Origin of the sequence: Stenotrophomonas sp. GD03877 (assembly GCF_029840555.1) — a bacterium.
Taxonomy (GTDB): Bacteria; Pseudomonadota; Gammaproteobacteria; order Xanthomonadales; family Xanthomonadaceae; genus Stenotrophomonas; species Stenotrophomonas geniculata.
This window is the reverse complement of record NZ_JAOCCT010000056.1, coordinates 1-16,330: the sequence shown is the minus strand read 5'-3', so window position 1 is coordinate 16,330 and position 16,330 is coordinate 1. Positions and strand designations below refer to the sequence as shown.

The 16,330-nt window shown below is 67.2% G+C and carries 20 protein-coding genes; 10 read left to right on the top strand and 10 right to left on the bottom strand.

The features are described from left to right. The 5 genes from N5D20_RS23970 to msrB all read right to left on the bottom strand — a co-directional run. The coding region (locus N5D20_RS23970) for a DUF4031 domain-containing protein (protein ID WP_279915232.1) at window positions 1-251 on the bottom strand (251 nt) is incomplete at its 3' end. A gap of 13 nt (window positions 252-264) precedes the next feature. After that, a complete protein-coding gene (locus N5D20_RS23965; protein WP_010484124.1) occupies window positions 265-753 on the bottom strand; it encodes a hypothetical protein in 489 nt (162 codons plus the stop codon). A 97-nt stretch (window positions 754-850) separates the two neighbouring features. Continuing rightward, complete coding sequence (gene motB / locus N5D20_RS23960; RefSeq protein ID WP_010484123.1) at window positions 851-1,789, bottom strand: flagellar motor protein MotB; 939 nt, start codon at window positions 1,787-1,789, stop codon at window positions 851-853. Window positions 1,790-1,792: 3 nt separating this feature from the next. After that, a complete protein-coding gene (gene motA / locus N5D20_RS23955; RefSeq protein ID WP_005407915.1) occupies window positions 1,793-2,647 on the bottom strand; it encodes a flagellar motor stator protein MotA in 855 nt (284 codons plus the stop codon). Between the two features lie 91 nt (window positions 2,648-2,738). Further along, on the bottom strand, window positions 2,739-3,206 hold the full coding sequence (msrB, locus tag N5D20_RS23950) for a peptide-methionine (R)-S-oxide reductase MsrB (protein ID WP_010484122.1): 468 nt from the start codon (window positions 3,204-3,206) through the stop codon (window positions 2,739-2,741). A gap of 140 nt (window positions 3,207-3,346) precedes the next feature. On the opposite strand from msrB, the gene N5D20_RS23945 reads away from it, so the two are divergent. Further along, on the top strand, window positions 3,347-3,724 hold the full coding sequence (locus N5D20_RS23945) for a classical arabinogalactan protein 4 (RefSeq protein WP_197654602.1): 378 nt from the start codon (window positions 3,347-3,349) through the stop codon (window positions 3,722-3,724). 143 nt (window positions 3,725-3,867) lie between these two features. Continuing rightward, a complete protein-coding gene (locus N5D20_RS23940) occupies window positions 3,868-4,044 on the top strand; it encodes a hypothetical protein (protein ID WP_033833709.1) in 177 nt (58 codons plus the stop codon). A gap of 56 nt (window positions 4,045-4,100) precedes the next feature. Here the strand turns inward: N5D20_RS23940 and N5D20_RS23935 are convergent, their stop codons facing one another. Then, window positions 4,101-4,580, bottom strand: coding sequence for a winged helix-turn-helix transcriptional regulator (locus tag N5D20_RS23935; RefSeq protein WP_005407919.1), 480 nt, complete (start codon window positions 4,578-4,580; stop codon window positions 4,101-4,103). A gap of 149 nt (window positions 4,581-4,729) precedes the next feature. Between N5D20_RS23935 and N5D20_RS23930 the strand changes: the two genes are divergently transcribed. Together N5D20_RS23930 and alr are read left to right on the top strand one after the other, a co-directional pair. Next, window positions 4,730-6,034: a D-amino acid dehydrogenase gene (locus tag N5D20_RS23930; protein ID WP_032128742.1), complete on the top strand. Its 1,305-nt coding sequence runs from the start codon at window positions 4,730-4,732 to the stop codon at window positions 6,032-6,034. Next, window positions 6,013-7,080, top strand: a complete 1,068-nt coding sequence (alr, locus tag N5D20_RS23925; RefSeq protein WP_279915233.1) for an alanine racemase — start codon at window positions 6,013-6,015, stop codon at window positions 7,078-7,080. Before N5D20_RS23930 ends, alr begins: the two co-directional genes overlap by 22 nt. Before the next feature lie 89 nt (window positions 7,081-7,169). Here alr and N5D20_RS23920 read toward each other — a convergent pair whose 3' ends face one another. Continuing rightward, complete coding sequence (locus N5D20_RS23920; protein WP_010484117.1) at window positions 7,170-7,733, bottom strand: DUF3016 domain-containing protein; 564 nt, start codon at window positions 7,731-7,733, stop codon at window positions 7,170-7,172. Between the two features lie 245 nt (window positions 7,734-7,978). On the opposite strand from N5D20_RS23920, the gene N5D20_RS23915 reads away from it, so the two are divergent. Then, window positions 7,979-9,967: an ATP-binding protein gene (locus N5D20_RS23915; RefSeq protein WP_043398895.1), complete on the top strand. Its 1,989-nt coding sequence runs from the start codon at window positions 7,979-7,981 to the stop codon at window positions 9,965-9,967. 43 nt (window positions 9,968-10,010) lie between these two features. Next, entirely contained in the window at window positions 10,011-10,304 is a 294-nt protein-coding gene (locus N5D20_RS23910) for a DUF3247 family protein (protein ID WP_010484115.1), read from the top strand. A gap of 70 nt (window positions 10,305-10,374) precedes the next feature. Here the strand turns inward: N5D20_RS23910 and N5D20_RS23905 are convergent, their stop codons facing one another. Then, window positions 10,375-10,638: a hypothetical protein gene (locus N5D20_RS23905; protein WP_005407925.1), complete on the bottom strand. Its 264-nt coding sequence runs from the start codon at window positions 10,636-10,638 to the stop codon at window positions 10,375-10,377. A 157-nt stretch (window positions 10,639-10,795) separates the two neighbouring features. Here N5D20_RS23905 and N5D20_RS23900 point away from each other — a divergent pair, with 157 nt between their 5' ends. The 3 genes from N5D20_RS23900 to N5D20_RS23890 are packed head-to-tail and all read left to right on the top strand — an operon-like array spanning window position 10,796 to window position 13,238. After that, window positions 10,796-11,860 carry a class I SAM-dependent methyltransferase gene (locus N5D20_RS23900; protein WP_010484114.1) on the top strand — a complete coding sequence of 355 codons (1,065 nt, stop codon included), beginning with the start codon at window positions 10,796-10,798 and terminating at the stop codon, window positions 11,858-11,860. Then, on the top strand, window positions 11,857-12,558 hold the full coding sequence (locus N5D20_RS23895; protein WP_005407927.1) for a pseudouridine synthase: 702 nt from the start codon (window positions 11,857-11,859) through the stop codon (window positions 12,556-12,558). Before N5D20_RS23900 ends, N5D20_RS23895 begins: the two co-directional genes overlap by 4 nt. After that, complete coding sequence (locus tag N5D20_RS23890; RefSeq protein ID WP_279915235.1) at window positions 12,555-13,238, top strand: HAD family phosphatase; 684 nt, start codon at window positions 12,555-12,557, stop codon at window positions 13,236-13,238. The genes N5D20_RS23895 and N5D20_RS23890 overlap by 4 nt, the downstream gene beginning before the upstream one ends. Before the next feature lie 97 nt (window positions 13,239-13,335). Here N5D20_RS23890 and fabB read toward each other — a convergent pair whose 3' ends face one another. Together fabB and fabA are read right to left on the bottom strand one after the other, a co-directional pair. After that, window positions 13,336-14,544 carry a beta-ketoacyl-ACP synthase I gene (fabB, locus tag N5D20_RS23885; protein ID WP_134958088.1) on the bottom strand — a complete coding sequence of 403 codons (1,209 nt, stop codon included), beginning with the start codon at window positions 14,542-14,544 and terminating at the stop codon, window positions 13,336-13,338. Continuing rightward, the gene (fabA, locus tag N5D20_RS23880) at window positions 14,544-15,059 is read right to left on the bottom strand and encodes a 3-hydroxyacyl-[acyl-carrier-protein] dehydratase FabA (RefSeq protein ID WP_010484110.1); all 516 of its coding nucleotides are present in this window, start codon (window positions 15,057-15,059) and stop codon (window positions 14,544-14,546) included. The genes fabB and fabA overlap by 1 nt, the downstream gene beginning before the upstream one ends. Before the next feature lie 191 nt (window positions 15,060-15,250). Between fabA and dinB the strand changes: the two genes are divergently transcribed. Continuing rightward, window positions 15,251-16,330 (top strand): DNA polymerase IV (gene dinB, locus N5D20_RS23875; RefSeq protein ID WP_279925110.1); only part of this gene is annotated, 1,080 nt, incomplete at its 3' end.

The following is a 16,330-nucleotide window of genomic DNA, read 5'->3' as shown; positions in this document are numbered from 1 at the left end:
TTGGCAATCACCGCTTTGACCAGGTCACGGTCGGCGTGCCGGGAAATCGCCCGCGCACCGAGCGCGATGGCCTGCGCGCGCAGCTCGGCGGTGACGTCGTAGTGGGCACCGCTGGCCTTGTTCTGGAAGGCCCGCGGGGGAATGCCGAGCTGCGCCGCCATCGCGTGCAGCTCGGCCAGGGTGTCGGCCATCAGGTGCGCCCAGCGCTGTCCGCGCCAGGGATGCACCGCGTCATCGACGTAGACCGTCACCGCCGCGGCCGGTTCAGGCCTGCGGCTTGCTGTCGCTGTCAGCGGCCGGGGTGGCCTCGGCAGCAGCTTCAACCACTTCGCCTTCGGCGGCCTCAGCGGCTTCTTCGCCTTCTTCGGCTTCCACGGTCTCGAACTCGGCGACCAGCTTGTCCAGGTACTCGTCAGCGGTCTGCTCGGATTCGGCTGCCAGGGTGTCCAGCAGCTTCTGCAGCAGCTCGGAGTACTCCAGGTTGACCTTGCGGCCTTCCTTTTCCTGCACGTTGGACAGGTGCTTGAGCATGGCCAGCATCGGCACCGGGTTTTCGGCGTTGCCCATGGTCTGGCCGCCGATGGCCAGCAGCCACTCACGGCCCTGCAGGCCGATGGCCGCGACCACCTGGCCGTCTTCGTTGGTCAGCACGGCATGGTTCTGCACCTGCTGCTGGGCGTTCAGGCGCAGGAACGGACGCTTGGCCTGCTGCTTCTTGCGCTTGTCGCGCTTGGCCTTGGAGTTCTGGGACATGGGGTGGGATCACCTGGAAACGGAAAGACCGCCATTGTAGCGGCCGCACGCAGGTGGGGTCAGATCCCTTTCCAGGGGAAAGGGATCTGACCCCGGTTCAGTGCGCCTCACCCTGCGCGGCCTGCACGTCCGGGTCGGCGGTCGGCGCCGACAGCCCCACCTGTGGCCCGGCACCGGCCAGGGCGGCCGCTTCGGCGGCCTGGGTCATCACCACGATGCTGATGCGGCGGTTGATCGGGTTCTGCGGGTCGACCTTGTCGAACAGCACTGACGAAGACAGGCCGACCACGCGGGTGATCTTGCTGTCGTCCAGGCCACCATCGATCAGCGCGCGGCGTGCGGCATTGGCACGGTCGGCGCTCAGTTCCCAGTTGCCATAGCCGCGAGCGGCGGAATAGGCGGTGATGTCGGTGTGACCGGTCAGGCTGATCCGGTTCGGCACATGGTTCAGGTACTCGGCCAGCTCGTGCAGGATCTGCTGCGTGTACGGCTTCAGCGTGGCGCTGCCAAGGTCGAACATCGGCCGGTTCTGCTTGTCCACGATCTGGATGCGCAGGCCCTCCGGGGTCAGGTCCAGCAGCAGCTGGTCCTTGAACGGTTCCAGCGCCTGGCTCCTGCTGATCGCTTCCTGCAGCTCCTTCATCAGCTGTTCCAGCTGCTGCTTGTCGCGCTGCTGCTGGTCCACCGGCTGCGGTACTGCTTCCTTCTGGTTCTGGAAGGGATCGTTGCTGTTGCCACGCGAAACGTCGGTGGCACCGCCCAGCTTGATCATCGAGGTGCTGGCGCCGCCCGGGCCGGCCATGCCGGGTGCCGGCGTGGCGTTCTGCCCGCTCAGCGGGCTCGGGTTGCGGAAGTACTCGGAAATGGCGGCACGGTCGTTCTTGTTGGTGGTGGCCATCAGCCACAGCACCAGGAAGAACGCCATCATCGCAGTCACGAAGTCGGCATAGGCCACCTTCCACGAACCGCCATGATGGGCGGCGTGGCCGGCCTTCTTGACCCGGCGGACGATGACGGTGGGCTTGGTCTCGGCCATGGCTTACTTGACCGTCTTCAGGTGCTGCTCGAAATCGGAGAAGGCCGGGCGCACGTTCGACGGCAGCGTCTTGCGGGCGAATTCCAGCGCGATCTTCGGGTTGTAGCCGCGCAGGCAGGCCAGCAGGGCGGTCTTCACCGATTCGTAGATGCGGCTGTCCTGCTCGGCGCGGGCCTCCATCGCGGCTGCCATCGGGCCGACGAAACCGTAGCCCAGCAGGATGCCGAGGAAGGTGCCGACCAGCGCACCGGCGACGTGGCCACCGACCTCGACGATGTCGCCACCGATCGAGCCCATGGTGATGACGATGCCCAGCACCGCCGCCACGATGCCGAAACCGGGCAATCCGTCGGCGACCTTGGTCAGCACCTGCGACGGCGCCATGGCCTCGGCATGGTGCTTTTCCAGCTCCAGTTCCAGCAGCGGCTCCAGCTCGTGCGGCTCGATGTTGCTGCCGATCATCAGGCGCAGGCAGTCGGTGATGAAGTCGATCAGGTGGTGGTCGGCCTGCACCTTGGGGTAGTTGCCGAACAGCGCGCTCTCGGCCGGCCGCTCGACATGGTCTTCCAGCGCCATGAAGCCTTCGCGGCGGGCCTTGTTGAGCAGTTCATAGAGCAGGCTGAGGACATCGATGTAGTCCTGCTGCTTGTAGCGCGGGCCCTTGAACACGCCGACCATGGCCTGCAGGGTCTGCTTGACCGTCTTGGCCGGGGTACCGACCAGGAAGGCGCCGAGCGCGGCGCCGCCGATGATGACCAGCTCGTAGGGCTGCCAGAGGGCACCCAGGCGGCCGTGGGCACCGAGATAGCCCCCGATCACGCTGATGATGACGACCAGGAATCCAACGATGATGAGCATGGGGCGACGCAAGGAGAGGGGATATCTCCTTGTCGGCCCGTCGCCCGGTTTTCTGAAGAGGGAATTCTGTGAAACCGGTCAGCGGAATGTTTCAGCCCGCCACGCCGCTTTCTGCGCCGCCACGCTGCAACGGATCGGGCCAGGGCTCGCCATTGCCGGTGAACGAAAGTGAGACGGAGTTCAGGCAGTGGCGCTCGTAGGTGGGCGGCGGACCGTCCGGGAATACGTGGCCGAGGTGGCTGCCGCAGCGCGCGCAGGTGATCTCGGTGCGGACCATGCCGTGGCTGGTATCGCGGATCTCGCGCACGTGCGCCGGGTCGAATGGTGCGAAGAAGCTGGGCCAGCCGGTGCCGGAATCGAACTTGGTGCTGGAGCGGAACAGCGGCAGTGCGCACAGACGGCAGCAGTAGACGCCCTCGCGCTTGTTGTCGAGGAACACGCCGCAGAACGGCGCCTCGGTGCCGTGCTGCAGCAGCACGCGGCGTTCCTCGCCGCTGAGACCGGCGACCAGCGCCTCGGTCTGGGTGGCGGTGGGGGGCGTCAGGTCGAAGGCGGTCATGGCGGCGCTCCGTGGGGTCGATGGCCTGGGGATGCCGGAAAACGTGGGGGTGCCGGCGCGCGCTTGCAAGTGTGATGGCCGTTCATGGGCGGCACACAGGTGCAGGCGCAAGGTGAATGCGATCCACGCCGGAGCGTGACATGAAACCGAGCCTTCCCCTGCTGTTGATGGGCCTGCTGCCCCTGGTTGCGCAGGCCCAGGTACCGACGTCGTCGAGCCCGACCGCCACCCGCAGTGCCACCACCGTGGCACCGCAACCGGTGGCACCTCCGCCACAGGCTGCCCGCCCGCAGCCGCAGGTGCTGCCGTCGCCGCAGCCGGCACAGCCGATCAAGTCCACCGGCCCCGCCCGGATCGCGCCGGCGCCGGTACCGAAGCCGGCCGACAAGGTCTATGACCGCAATGGCCGCATCGTGCCTGGCGTGCGCCCGGCCGGCCCGAACCGCGTGTTCGACTCGCGTACAGGCCGTTATTACGACAGCGTGCCTACCGGTGATGGCCAGCAGATCAAGCGCTGACCTATGGGCCAAGCAAGGTTGGCAGCTCCTGCGCGTCGTGCGGGCTGAACGCACGAAAACAGCCTCTTGGCGATCACTGCTTTTTCGCCTGCGATTAACCGTTCCGGGATCACCGTGGCCCTGCGCTGGCATTCCGCCGCCGCATGTCCTTCGTCCACTGGATCGCGATCATGAAAAACCAGCAGAACCGTCATCCCGGCAAGGAACCGCAGGGCCGCAACCCGCAGCAGCAACAGCAGCAACAGATGGACCCACAGCAGCCGCACAAGGGCGGCAAGCAGCAGGAACAGCGCTCGCAGAAGCATCCGCAGCAGCGCTGAGGGACTCCGGGGGTCGGATCCCGCACCGCGGGCTCTGACCCCATCCTGCGAGCGCCTCAATCCGGAATCGGCAGGCTCAGCGTTTCCTTCACTTCTTCCATCACGATGTAGCTCTTCGACTCACGTACATGCGGCAGCGTCAGCAACGTGCTGCCGAGCAGCTTGCGGTAGGAGGCCATTTCGCTGATCCGCGCCTTCAGCAGGTAATCGAAGTCGCCCGATACCAGGTGGCACTCCAGCACGTTGGGCAGCTTCAGCGCCGCGCGCCGGAACTCCTCGAAGATGTCGCCGGACTTGTAGGCCAGGCTGATCTCCACGAACACTAGCAGGCTGGCCTTCACCGCGGCCGGGTCGAGGTGGGCGTGGTAGCCGGTGATCACCCCTTCGCGCTCCAATCGACGCACGCGCTCAGTGCATGGCGTGGTCGACAGGCCGACCCGCTCGCCCAGTTCGGTGAAGGAGATACGGCCCTCGGCCTGCAGGATGCGCAGGATCTTGCGGTCGATCTTGTCCAGTTCGCGGGTACGGGTGGCCATGGCCGTCAACCTTGGGGAATGAATTGCAGGAGAACATCCTGCTGGTTGATTTCAAAACAGGCAAATCAACTGGGAATGGCTGTCTATACTTCCCCAATTATGGTCCCGGCACGCTCCAGTGCAGGGAATGATCGGGTTGGAGAAGTCCCATGCGAGTCCTAGTTCTCGGCAGCGGCGTGATCGGCACCACCAGTGCCTGGTACCTGCGACAGGCCGGGTTTGAAGTCACGGTCATCGATCGTCAGCCCGGCCCGGCGCTGGAAACCAGCTTCGCCAATGCTGGCCAGCTGTCGTTCGGCTACACCTCGCCGTGGGCGGCCCCGGGCGTGCCGAAGAAGGCCATCGGCTGGCTGTTCGAGAAGCACGCGCCGCTGGCGATCAAGCCGGGCATGGACCTGGCCCAGTACCGTTGGCTGTGGCAGATGCTGCGCAACTGCACCCATGAGCGCTACGCGATCAACAAGGCGCGCATGGTGCGCATGTCCGAGTACAGCCGCGACTGCCTGAACGAGCTGCGCGCACAGATCGGCATCGAATTCGAAGGCCGCGACCTGGGCACGACCCAGTTGTTCCGCACCCAGCAGCAGCTGGATGCCTCGGCGCAGGACATCGAGATCCTGGCCCAGTACGGCGTGCCGTACGAGGTGCTGGACCGCGCCGGCATCATCCAGGCCGAACCGGCCCTGGCCCACGTCGATGGCCTGGTCGGCGCGCTGCGCCTGCCGCGTGACCAGACCGGCGACTGCCAGCTGTTCACCCGCCGCCTGGCGCAGATGTGCGTGGATGCCGGTGTCGAGTTCCGCTTCGACCAGGACATCACCGGCCTGGAGTTCGATGGCGACCGCATCACCGGCGTGCGCATCGACGGCAAGCTGGAAACCGCCGACCGCTTCGTGGTCGCGCTCGGCAGCTATTCGCCGGCGCTGGTCGCATCGCTGGGCATGCGCCTGCCGGTGTACCCGCTGAAGGGCTACTCACTGACCCTGCCGATCACCGACCCGGCGATGGCGCCGACCTCGACCATTCTCGACGAGAGCTACAAGGTGGCGGTGACCCGCTTCGACGACCGTATCCGCGTCGGTGGCATGGCCGAAGTGGCCGGCTTCGACCTGTCGCTGTCGCAGCGCCGCCGCGAAACCCTGGAGCTGGTGGTCAGCGATCTCTACCCGAAGGGCGGCGACCTGTCGCGTGCGCAGTTCTGGACCGGCCTGCGCCCGGCCACGCCGGACGGTACGCCGGTGATCGGCGCCACGCCGTTCCGCAACCTGTACCTCAACACCGGCCACGGCACGCTGGGCTGGACCATGGCCTGCGGCTCGGGTCGCTACCTGGCCGACCTGATGAGCGCGCGCCAGCCGCAGATCAGCACCGAAGGCCTGGATATTTTCCGCTACGGCCAGTACGGTCACGCGCCGCAACAAGAGAACCGCACATGCGTCCTGCCCGCGCGCTGATCGATCTGGGCGCCCTGCGCAGCAACTACCGGCTCGCCCGTGAACTGGGCGGTGGCAAGGCCCTGGCGATCATCAAGGCCGATGCCTATGGGCATGGCGCGGTGCGCTGTGCGCAGGCGCTGGAAGACGAGGCCGATGGCTTCGGCGTGGCTACCATCGAAGAGGCACTGGAGCTGCGCCAGGCCGGCATCCGTGCGCCAATCCTGCTGCTGGAAGGCATCTTCGAGCCCAGCGACATGGCGCTGGTGGCCGAGCATGACTTCTGGTTCGCTGTCGGTTCGCCGTGGCAACTGGAGGCCGTTGCTGCCTTCGACAGCCCGCGCCCGTTGACGGTGTGGCTGAAGCTGGACAGTGGCATGCATCGCCTTGGCCTGGACGTGGACAGCTTCCGTGCCGCGCATGCACGCCTGTCGGCGCTGCCGCAGGTCGAGCGCATCGTGCTGATGACCCACTTGGCGCGCGCCGATGAGCTGGACAGCGAACGCACCCACGAACAGGCCGCGACCTTCGCGCGGGCCATCGACGGCCTGGACGGCGAGACCAGCGTGTGCAACTCGCCGGCGCTGCTGGGCTGGCCGGATGTACGCAGCGACTGGGTGCGCCCGGGCCTGATGCTGTATGGCGCCAATCCGCTGCCGGACAACACGGCACTGACCGAGCGCCTGCGCCCGGTGATGACGATGCAGTCGAAGGTGATCGCCGAGCGCTGGATCGAGGCGGGTGAGCCGGTGGGTTATGGCGCACGCTTCGTGGCCAAGGCACGCACCCGCGTGGGTGTGGTCGCGCTCGGCTATGCCGACGGTTATCCGCAGTTCGCCCCGAATGGCACCCCGGTGCTGATCGACGGCCAGCCCGGTGCGCTGATCGGGCGCGTGTCGATGGACATGCTGACGGTGGACCTGACCGCGCATGCGCAGGCCGGCATCGGCAGCGTGGTGGAACTGTGGGGCAGCGCACCGACGCTGTCCGAACTGGCGCCGCGCTGTGGCGTGAGTGCGTACCAGCTGCCGTGCGCGGTCAAGCGCGTGGCCAGGGTATACGTGTAGAGCCGAGCCCACGCTCGGCTTCGGTAGCGGCCGACCTTGGTCGGCGCCGTGTAATGCGTGTCGACCAAGGTCGACACCTACCGAGTGGCCTAACGCGCAGCGGTGGCCTGGCTGGCCAGCTGGCGCTTCACCCAGTCATCGATCAGGCGCTTCTCGTAGCGCAGCGGATCACTGTCGCTCTTCAGCCCCAGGTTGTGCAGGTAGCCGGTATCGCTGAGGCGCGCATCGCCCTCGCTGACGATACGGCCGCTGGCGTCCTTCAACGTGTACTGCAGGCTGATCCGCGGCGGGTAGATGTCGCGCATGATCCGGATGTCGCGGCCACGCGGGCCGTGCCACGGCTCGTAGTCACCGGCACGCTTGATGTCCACCAGGGTCACATCGAGGGTCTGCCCAGGCTGCAGCGGCTTGGCAGCGGTGGTCTGCAGGTAGCGGGCCAGCTGCTGTACCCAGTCACCGCGTTCGGCCTCGAAGCGGTTGGTGCTCTGGCGGATCTCGGTGAATTTGGCCGGATCCTCCCATTTCACGCTGACCGGGCCATCGGCCTGCAACGCGCGCGGCGCGTCCGCATCGGTCACGGTGCGCGGTGCAGCGTTGGCGCCGCCCGCCACCAGGGCGCCTGCCAGCAGGGCAATCGCGAGTGAGCGTTTCATGACGGTCTCCTGCGTCCCCGCGCTGGGGACGATGTTGATCACAGATCGAGTGTGATCCTGTGGCCGGGCCACCGCAATGGCCGATTGCGTCGTGCGCAAGGGTGGTTGCCGCCAATTCATCGACGTCAACCATGACTGACGGCGCTTGACGCTGTGAATACGCGCTTTGGAAGATGCTGTGCTTCCAATCCGGCCTGCACAGACGCCCCTTGTCCACACTGCCGCCCCTCGTGGAGCGCCCACCGATGATGGTGCCAGCGCCCGAACCCGACCTGCATCATGGCGTGCTTGAGCGCATCAACGCCGGTTTCTGCGTGATCCAGGTGCTGTTCGAGGGCGATCGCGCGGTGGACTACCGTTTCATCGAGGTCAACGATGCGTTCGAGCGCCACACCGGCCTGAAGGACGCGCGTGGCCAGCGCATGACGGCGCTGGAACCGGGCCACGAGCAGGACTGGTTCCGCATCTACGGCGAGGTCGCGCGCAGTGGCCGCCCCGCCCAGTTCGAGATGGAAGCGCGTGCGCTGGGCCGCTCGTTCGCGGTTGATGCGGTGCGCGTGGGCCGTCCGGGCGAAGACAAGGTCGGCATCCTGTTCTTCGACATCACCGCACGCAAGCAGATGGAAGTGGAGCTGGGCGAAAGCGAAGCCCGCTTCAGCGCACTGGCCGACGGCCTGCCGATGCCGGTGTGGGTGCTCGACGAGCGCGGCCATGCCCGTTTCGTCAACAGCGCTTTCAGTGAGTTCTTTGGCGGTGACGAAACACGCGTGCCGGAAGATGTCTGGCGCGGCCTGGTGCATCCGGACGATGCATCGGTGTTCGAGTACGAACTGCAGGAAGCACTGAAGGCGCAGCGGTCGATGCATGCGCTGGTGCGGGCCCGACGTGCCGATGGCGAGTGGCGTTGGCTGGAGATGAACGCACGCCCGCGTTTCTCACGGATGGGCCGCTTCATCGGCCTGGCCGGCAGCAGCCCGGACGTGACCGAACGCCGCGAGATCGAACTGGCCCGCGAGGAGCTGCTGCAGTCCGAGCGTGCCGCGCGCAGCGCCGCCGAGAACATGGCGCGGTTGAAGGACGAGTTCCTGGCCACGCTGTCGCACGAGCTGCGCACGCCGCTGACCACCATCCTCGGTTGGAGCGAGCTGCTGCTGCAGCGCGTGGACAACACCAGCCCGCTGTACAAGGGCCTGAATGTGATCGCCAACAGCGCCGGTGCGCAGAAGCGGCTGATCTCGGACATGCTCGACCTCAGCAGCATGCTGCTGGGCAAGGTGCAGCTGGAGGTGGAGATACTGGACCTGCGCGACCTGCTGGGCGAAGCCATCGGTGCGCAGGAACTGGTCGCCGAAGGCAAGGCGCTGGACGTGAGTCTGCTGCTGCCGGAGCAGCCCAGCCTGGTGCTGGGCGATGCCACCCGCCTGCAGCAGGTGTTCTGGAACCTGCTGTCGAACGCAATCAAGTTCACCCCGGCCGAAGGCCGCATCGACGTGCAGCTGCAGGCCGACGGCAACCACTGGGTGATCACGGTGCGCGATACCGGTGATGGCATCGCACCGGAGTTCCTCAACCATCTGTTCAGCCGCTTCCGCCAGGCCGATGGCACCACCACCCGACGCCATGGCGGCCTCGGCCTGGGCTTGGCGATCGTGCAGCAGCTGGTCGAACTGCATGGCGGTACCGTCACCGCCGCCAGCGAAGGCCATGGCCACGGCGCCACCTTCACCGTGCGCCTGCCGCAGCACATTCCCGATGCCGAGCGACGCCCGCTGCGCGAAGTGATCAGCGGGCCGATCCTGGAGCCGGTGATCGTCGAACCGTACCCGCTGCGTGGCATGCATGTGCTGGCGGTGGAAGACCAGCCGGAAGTGCTGGAGTACCTGCGGCGCATGCTGGAAGAGCAGGGCGCGAGTGTGTCGGCCGCCAGCTCGGCCGGTGAAGCGCTGGCGTTGCTGGCCGATACCGGGCACCTGCAGTACCACGTGATGCTGACCGACATCGGCATGCCGGGCATGGATGGCTATGGTCTGGTGCGCACGCTGCGCGAGGACATGGGCGTGGATGCGATGACCCTGCCGGCGGTTGCCGTGACCGCGCTGGCACGCGCCGATGACCGGCGCCGAGCGCTGGCGTCAGGCTTCCAGGAACATGTCGCCAAACCGTACTCGGTGGCACAGCTGGTGGCTGCGGTACGCAAGGTGCAGGTGCCACGCGCGGACAGCGCGCTGCACTGAGCATTCACGGCCGATCGGCGACCCTGCACGCAGGAGGTCGCCGATGTCCCGTATAGCTCCCCGCATCCATACCGATCCGGCGCAGATCGCGCGCCTGGAAGCCCTGTTGCCGCAGCTGGAAGGCGAAACGCAGGTGCAACTGACCCTGCACGATGGTCGCCGCCTGCTCGGCACCGTGGCGGTGAAACCGACCGTGCAGCAGTACCGCAACGACGCCGGCGACGAAGGCAGCAACGGCCAGTTGCGCCTGGATGACTACGACACGCCGGTGCAGCAGCACCATGTGTGGCTGGACGAGATCGCCAGCGTCAACCGTCTGCCACCCAGGGCGCCTTGATCGGATGTAGAGCCGATCCCACGCTCGGCTGCGCCGTCGCCCGAGCGTGGGCTCGGGCGCTACCGGTGTGTCAGTGCTCGAACAAGGTCGGTGTCGCCTCGAACCGGCGCGCATAGGCGCGTTCTTCCGCCACCCGGGCCACCTCGTCATCGGCCAGGTCCGGTGCGCCGTACACCGCATAGGCCACGCTGCCGTCGGCGCCATGACCGACCTGGTGCAGCCGGTAGCGCGAGTGGCCGCCGCCGGTGTCCTCGGGGTAATGCACGGGCGGATGGCTGCCTTCCAGGTCCATCTCACTGTTGTCGACCACGCCACCGACGAACAAGGCTCGCATGCAGGTTCTCCTGGGTTTCCGGGGGAGCCTCTACCCTGAACGTTTCAATGTTGCTGGCAGATCAAGGCCCCGTTCGGGTTTCGCAAAGCGGCATACCGGGGCCGGTCCGGCCAAGCCGGTACAATGGACGGCCCTCACGCTTGAAGTACCCGCGCCGATGGCCTCCAGCGACGACGCCCCCCTGCAGACCCTGTTCCTGCCGTTCTCCCAAGGCGCCCTGCGCTGGCCGGAGGGCCCGGTGGCCTTCCTGCGTGCCCGCGACGGCTGGCCGCTGCGTGAAGCGGCCGGCAGCCGCGAGGTGCACTGCGAGCAGAGCTTCGCCCCGTTCGCGCAGCCGCTGCAACAGGCCGCCGGCTGGACCGTCAGCGGCCAGCTGGATGATGTGGCCGGCAAGGGCCGTTACCCGCTGGTGCTGGTGCTGCCGCCGCGCCAGCGTGAAGAAGCCCGCGCGCTGTTTGCCCGTGCGCTGGCGCTGGTCGCCGACGGCGGCCGCATCGTTGCCTGCCAGTCCAACAACGAAGGTGCACGCTCGGGCGAGGGCGACCTCAAGCAACTGACCGGCCTCGGCGGCAGCCTGACCAAGAATCACTGCCGCGTGTACTGGACCGCCCCGATGCAGGGCCAGCACGACGCCGACCTGGCCAAGCGCTGGTCGGCACTGGATGCGGTGCGGCCGATCGTCGGCGGCCGTTTCCTCAGCCGCCCGGGCGTGTTCGCCTGGGACCGCATCGATCCGGCCTCGGCGCTGCTGGCCGAGCACCTGCCGGCCGACCTGGCCGGCCGCGCCGCCGACCTCGGTGCCGGCTACGGCTACCTGTCGCGCGAGCTGCTGGAGCGCTGCCCGAAGATCACCGCGCTGGACCTGTACGAAGCGGAGCAGCGCGCGTTGGCACTGGCCGAGCTGAACCTGGCACCGCCGCCGCGTCCGCTGCCGCTGCGCTTCCTGTGGCAGGACGTCACCGCCGGCATCGAGCCGGGCTACGACGTCATCATCAGCAATCCGCCATTCCACACGCCCTCGCGCGCCGATCGCCCGGACATCGGCCAGCGCTTCATCGCCGTGGCCGCGCAGGCGCTGCGCCCGGGCGGACGCCTGTACGTGGTGGCCAACCGCCACCTGCCGTACGAGTACACGCTCAACGAGAGCTTTGGCGCGGTGCGCGTGATCGCCGAGCGTGATGGCTTCAAGCTGGTGGAAGCGGTGAAGGGGAAGGGCAAGTGAAGCTGGTCAAGCTCATCGCCAACCTGGGCTACGGCAGCCGCAAGCAGGTGCAGTGGATGTTCCGCGAAGGCCGCGTCACCGACGCCGACGGCGAGGTGCTGTATGCCGACGACCAGGTGCCGCACGAGGCGATCCGCGTCGACGGCGAGCCGCTGGACCCGCCGGTGGGCCTGTCGATCGCGCTGCACAAGCCGGCCGGCTACACCTGCTCGACCAAGGACACCGGCCGCCTGATCTACGACCTGCTGCCGCCGCGCTTCCGCGACCGCGATCCGGTGCTGTCTACAGTGGGCCGCCTCGACCGCGAGACCAGTGGCCTGCTGCTGCTGACCGACGACGGTGGCCTGCTGCACCGGATCATCTCGCCGAAGTCGAAGCTGCCGAAAGTCTATGAGGTCGAGTTGAGCGATGACCTGCGCGGCGACGAGGTGGCGCTGTTCGCCAGCGGTACGCTGATGCTGGAGTCCGAGAAGACGCCCCTGCTGCCGGCTGAATTGGAGGTGCTGGATGCGCGTCGCGCGCGCCTGGTGCTGCACGAAGGCCGCTACCATCAGGTACGCCGCATGTTCGCCGCCACCGGCAACCACGTGCAGGCCCTGCACCGCAGCCGCGTCGGCGGGCTGGACCTGCAGGGGCTGGACGAAGGGCAATGGCGGCAGCTCACTTCCACCGACCTGGATACGCTGTTCGCTCCATGACCACCATCGCTGCGCTGCCGTTCCTCCCCGACGCCGTCATCTTCGACATGGACGGCCTGATGATCGACAGCGAGCGGGTCTCGCTGGCCTGCTGGAGCGAGGCCGCCGACGAATTCGGGCTGGGCCTGGACGAGGCGGTGTTCCTGCGCATGGTCGGCCTCGGTGACCGCGATACGCACGCGCTGCTGCGTGCGCAGGGCATCGAGGACAGCGTGATCGACGCCGTGGCGGCACGTTGCCATGAGCTGTACGAAGCACGCACCCAGACCGGCCTGCCGCTGCGGCCGGGCATCCTGGAGCTGCTGGAGCTGTTGAAGGCGCACGCGGTACCGCGTGCGGTGGCAACCACCACGCGGCAGCCGCGGGCCAACCGCAAGCTGACGGCCGCTGGCCTGCTGCCGTACTTCGATGCGGTGATCACCAGTGGCGACGTGGCGCGGCCGAAGCCGGCGCCGGATATCTACCTGCTGGCCGCGCAGCGGCTGGGCCAGGCCCCGGAACGCTGCCTGGCGCTGGAAGACTCACCGGCCGGTACGCGCGCAGCATTGGCGGCCGGCATGACCGTGATCCAGGTGCCGGACCTGGTGCATCCTGATGAAGAGCTGCGCGCACTGGGCCACCGCATCGTGGGCTCGCTGGTGGACGCGCACGCATTGCTGGTGCCGTTGTTGCCGAAATAAGCGGTAGATGCCGGCCGCTGGCCGGCACTGAGCCGAGCATGGCTCGGCTCTACATCTATTGGTGGGTGCCGACCGTTGGTCGGCACACCTGCCCCCATCACACCCGCCCGAACACCAGCGCGGCGTTGGTGCCACCGAAGCCGAAGCTGTTGGACATCACCGTATCCAGCTTCTGCTCGCGGCTTTCGCGCAGGATCGGGAAGCTCTCCACCTTCGGATCCAGTTCGCCGATGTTGGCCGAACCGGCAACGAAGCCATCGCGCATCATCAGCAGGCAGTAGATCGCCTCGTGCACGCTGGCCGCACCCAGCGAATGGCCCGACAGCGCCTTGGTCGAGGACAGCGGCGGCACCGCATCGCCGAACACTTCGCGGATCGCATTGAGCTCGGTGACATCGCCCAGCGGCGTGGAGGTGCCGTGGGTGTTGAGGTAGTCCAGCGGACGATCGACGCCCTGCAGCGCCATCTTCATGCAGCGCACCGCGCCTTCGCCGGACGGGGCGACCATGTCGGCGCCGTCGGAGGTCACGCCATAGCCGATCAGCTCGGCATGGATGTGCGCGCCGCGCGCAACGGCGTGGTCGTAGTCCTCCAGCACCAGCATGCCGCCGCCGCCGGCGATGACGAAGCCGTCGCGGTCCTTGTCGTACGGACGCGAGGCGCTGGCCGGGGTCTCGTTGAAGCTGGTCGACAGCGCGCCCATCGCGTCGAACATCACGCTCATCGACCAGTGCAGATCTTCGCCGCCACCGGCGAACATGATGTCCTGCGCGCCATGGCGGATCATGTCCGCGGCAGCGCCGATGCAGTGCGCCGAGGTGGCGCAGGCGGCCGACAGCGAGTAGCTGACGCCCTTGATCTGGTAGGCCGTGGCCAGGCAGGCCGAGACGGTCGAGCACATCGTGCGCGGCACCATGTACGGGCCGACCTTGCGCACGCCACGTTCGCGCAGCAGGTCGACCGCGCCGATCTGCCATTCGCTGGAGCCGCCACCGGAGCCTGCGATCAGGCCGGTACGCAGGCTGCTGACCTGCTCGGCGCTGAGCCCGGCATCGGCGATGGCATCGCGCATGGCCAGATAGGCGAAGGCCGCCGCATCGCTCATGAAGCGCTTCTGCTTGCGGTCGATCAGCGCGTCCAGGTCGAGGTCGACGCGGCCGCCGACCTGGCTGCGCAGGCCCGCTTCGGCGTGGTCGGCCAAGGCGGTGATGCCCGAGCGCCCTTCGCGCAGCGCAGCCGAAACGGTATCCAGATCATTGCCGAGGCAGGACGTGATGCCCATGCCAGTGATGACGACGCGACGCATCAGAAGCTCCCGGTTTCAGTGAACAGGCCGACGCGCAGGTCGCGCGCGCTGTAGATTTCGCGGTCATCCACGTACATGCGCGCGTCCGACTGGGCCATCACCAGCTTGCGGTTGATGACACGGCTGATATCGATCTCGTAGCGCACCAGCTTGGCGTCCGGCAGCACCTGGCCGGTGAACTTCACTTCGCCACAGCCCAGCGCGCGGCCCTTGCCGGGGGCGCCCAGCCAGGTCAGGAAGAAGCCGGTCAGCTGCCACATGGCATCCAGGCCCAGGCAGCCGGGCATCACGGGGTCGCCGATGAAGTGGCAGCCGAAGAACCACAGGTCCGGGCGGATATCCAGTTCGGCGCGTACCATGCCTTTGCCATGCGGTCCGCCGTCCTCGCGGATGTCGGTGATGCGGTCGAACATCAGCATCGGATCGTTGGGCAAACGGCCGGCGGCGGCGCCGAACAGTTCACCGCGTGCGCTGGCCAGCAGCTGTTCGCGGTTGAACGCGTGGAGACGGGTCATGAAGCACAATCCTGGAAGCGGGGAAACAGGGAAACAAGCGCTCGAGGATGCCCGTGGAAACTGCGCCGATCAAACATTTCAACCGTACGCAACCGTAGTGTTTTCAATGGAATACGCGCATCCTGTTGATGTGCAACGACCATACTTCGGCGTGTGGCCCGTCCGGCACGCCCCCGCCCTTTCCGCCTGACATGACCCGACTGCGCAAGATCATCCACGTCGACATGGACGCGTTCTACGCGTCGGTGGAGCAGCGCGACGATCCGTCACTGCGCGGCAAGCCGGTGGTTGTGGCATGGCGTGGCGCGCGTTCGGTGGTGTGCGCGGCCTCATACGAGGCACGCGTGTTCGGCGTGCGTTCGGCGATGCCCGCCGTGCGTGCCGAGCGCCTGTGCCCGGATGCGATCTTCGTGCCGCCGGACTTCGCACGTTACAAGGCGGTGTCACAGCAGGTGCGCGCGATCTTCCTGCGGCATACCGACCTGGTCGAGCCGTTGTCGCTGGACGAGGCCTACCTCGATGTGACCGAGCCGAAGAGCGGCATCGAACTGGCCACCGACATCGCCCGCACCATCCGCGCGCAGATCCGCGAGGAAACGAACCTGACTGCTTCAGCTGGCATCGCGCCAAACAAGTTCCTGGCCAAGATCGCCTCGGACTGGCGCAAACCTGATGGCCAGTTCGTGATCCCCCCGCAGCGGGTGGACGCGTTCCTGCAGCCGTTGCCAGTGAACCGGGTGCCCGGCGTCGGCAAGGTGATGGAAGGAAAACTTGCCGCGCGCGGCATCGTCACCTGCGGCGATCTGCGGCAGTGGGCGTTGATCGACCTGGAAGAAGCATTCGGCAGCTTCGGCCGCAGCCTGTACAACCGTGCACGCGGCATCGACGAGCGGCCGGTGGAACCGGACCAGCAGGTGCAGTCGATTTCCTCGGAGGACACCTTCGCCGAAGACCTGCCGCTGGAAGACCTGGGCGAAGCGATCGTGCAGCTGGCGGAGAAGACCTGGAAGGCCACGCGCAAGACCGAACGCGTCGGCCACACCGTGGTGCTGAAACTGAAGACCGCGCAGTTCCGCATCCTCACCCGCAGCTTCACCCCGGAGCGCCCGCCGGAATCGATGGAAGAACTGCGCGACATCGCGCTGGCCCTGCGCGCCCGCGTCGACCTGCCGGCGGAGACCCGTTACCGTTTGGTCGGCGTCGGGCTCGGCGGCTTCCGCGAGAAGGAGCCGGTGGTGCAGGGGGAATTGTTCGAGCACGACATGAACAAA

What these genes read in the sequence shown, in the direction of transcription:
- N5D20_RS23940 (WP_033833709.1), top strand. Translation starts at nt 3,868, where the DNA reads ATGTCCTTCGTCCACTGGATCGCGATCATGAAAAACCAGCAGAACCGT.
- N5D20_RS23910 (WP_010484115.1), top strand. Translation starts at nt 10,011, where the DNA reads ATGTCCCGTATAGCTCCCCGCATCCATACCGATCCGGCGCAGATCGCG.
- N5D20_RS23915 (WP_043398895.1), top strand. Translation starts at nt 7,979, where the DNA reads ATGATGGTGCCAGCGCCCGAACCCGACCTGCATCATGGCGTGCTTGAG.
- N5D20_RS23930 (WP_032128742.1), top strand. Translation starts at nt 4,730, where the DNA reads ATGCGAGTCCTAGTTCTCGGCAGCGGCGTGATCGGCACCACCAGTGCC.
- alr (WP_279915233.1), top strand. Translation starts at nt 6,013, where the DNA reads ATGCGTCCTGCCCGCGCGCTGATCGATCTGGGCGCCCTGCGCAGCAAC.
- N5D20_RS23890 (WP_279915235.1), top strand. Translation starts at nt 12,555, where the DNA reads ATGACCACCATCGCTGCGCTGCCGTTCCTCCCCGACGCCGTCATCTTC.
- N5D20_RS23935 (WP_005407919.1), bottom strand. Translation starts at nt 4,580, where the DNA reads ATGGCCACCCGTACCCGCGAACTGGACAAGATCGACCGCAAGATCCTG.
- N5D20_RS23905 (WP_005407925.1), bottom strand. Translation starts at nt 10,638, where the DNA reads ATGCGAGCCTTGTTCGTCGGTGGCGTGGTCGACAACAGTGAGATGGAC.
- msrB (WP_010484122.1), bottom strand. Translation starts at nt 3,206, where the DNA reads ATGACCGCCTTCGACCTGACGCCCCCCACCGCCACCCAGACCGAGGCG.
- N5D20_RS23920 (WP_010484117.1), bottom strand. Translation starts at nt 7,733, where the DNA reads ATGAAACGCTCACTCGCGATTGCCCTGCTGGCAGGCGCCCTGGTGGCG.
- N5D20_RS23945 (WP_197654602.1), top strand. Translation starts at nt 3,347, where the DNA reads ATGAAACCGAGCCTTCCCCTGCTGTTGATGGGCCTGCTGCCCCTGGTT.
- N5D20_RS23900 (WP_010484114.1), top strand. Translation starts at nt 10,796, where the DNA reads ATGGCCTCCAGCGACGACGCCCCCCTGCAGACCCTGTTCCTGCCGTTC.
- fabA (WP_010484110.1), bottom strand. Translation starts at nt 15,059, where the DNA reads ATGACCCGTCTCCACGCGTTCAACCGCGAACAGCTGCTGGCCAGCGCA.
- fabB (WP_134958088.1), bottom strand. Translation starts at nt 14,544, where the DNA reads ATGCGTCGCGTCGTCATCACTGGCATGGGCATCACGTCCTGCCTCGGC.
- N5D20_RS23965 (WP_010484124.1), bottom strand. Translation starts at nt 753, where the DNA reads ATGTCCCAGAACTCCAAGGCCAAGCGCGACAAGCGCAAGAAGCAGCAG.
- motA (WP_005407915.1), bottom strand. Translation starts at nt 2,647, where the DNA reads ATGCTCATCATCGTTGGATTCCTGGTCGTCATCATCAGCGTGATCGGG.
- motB (WP_010484123.1), bottom strand. Translation starts at nt 1,789, where the DNA reads ATGGCCGAGACCAAGCCCACCGTCATCGTCCGCCGGGTCAAGAAGGCC.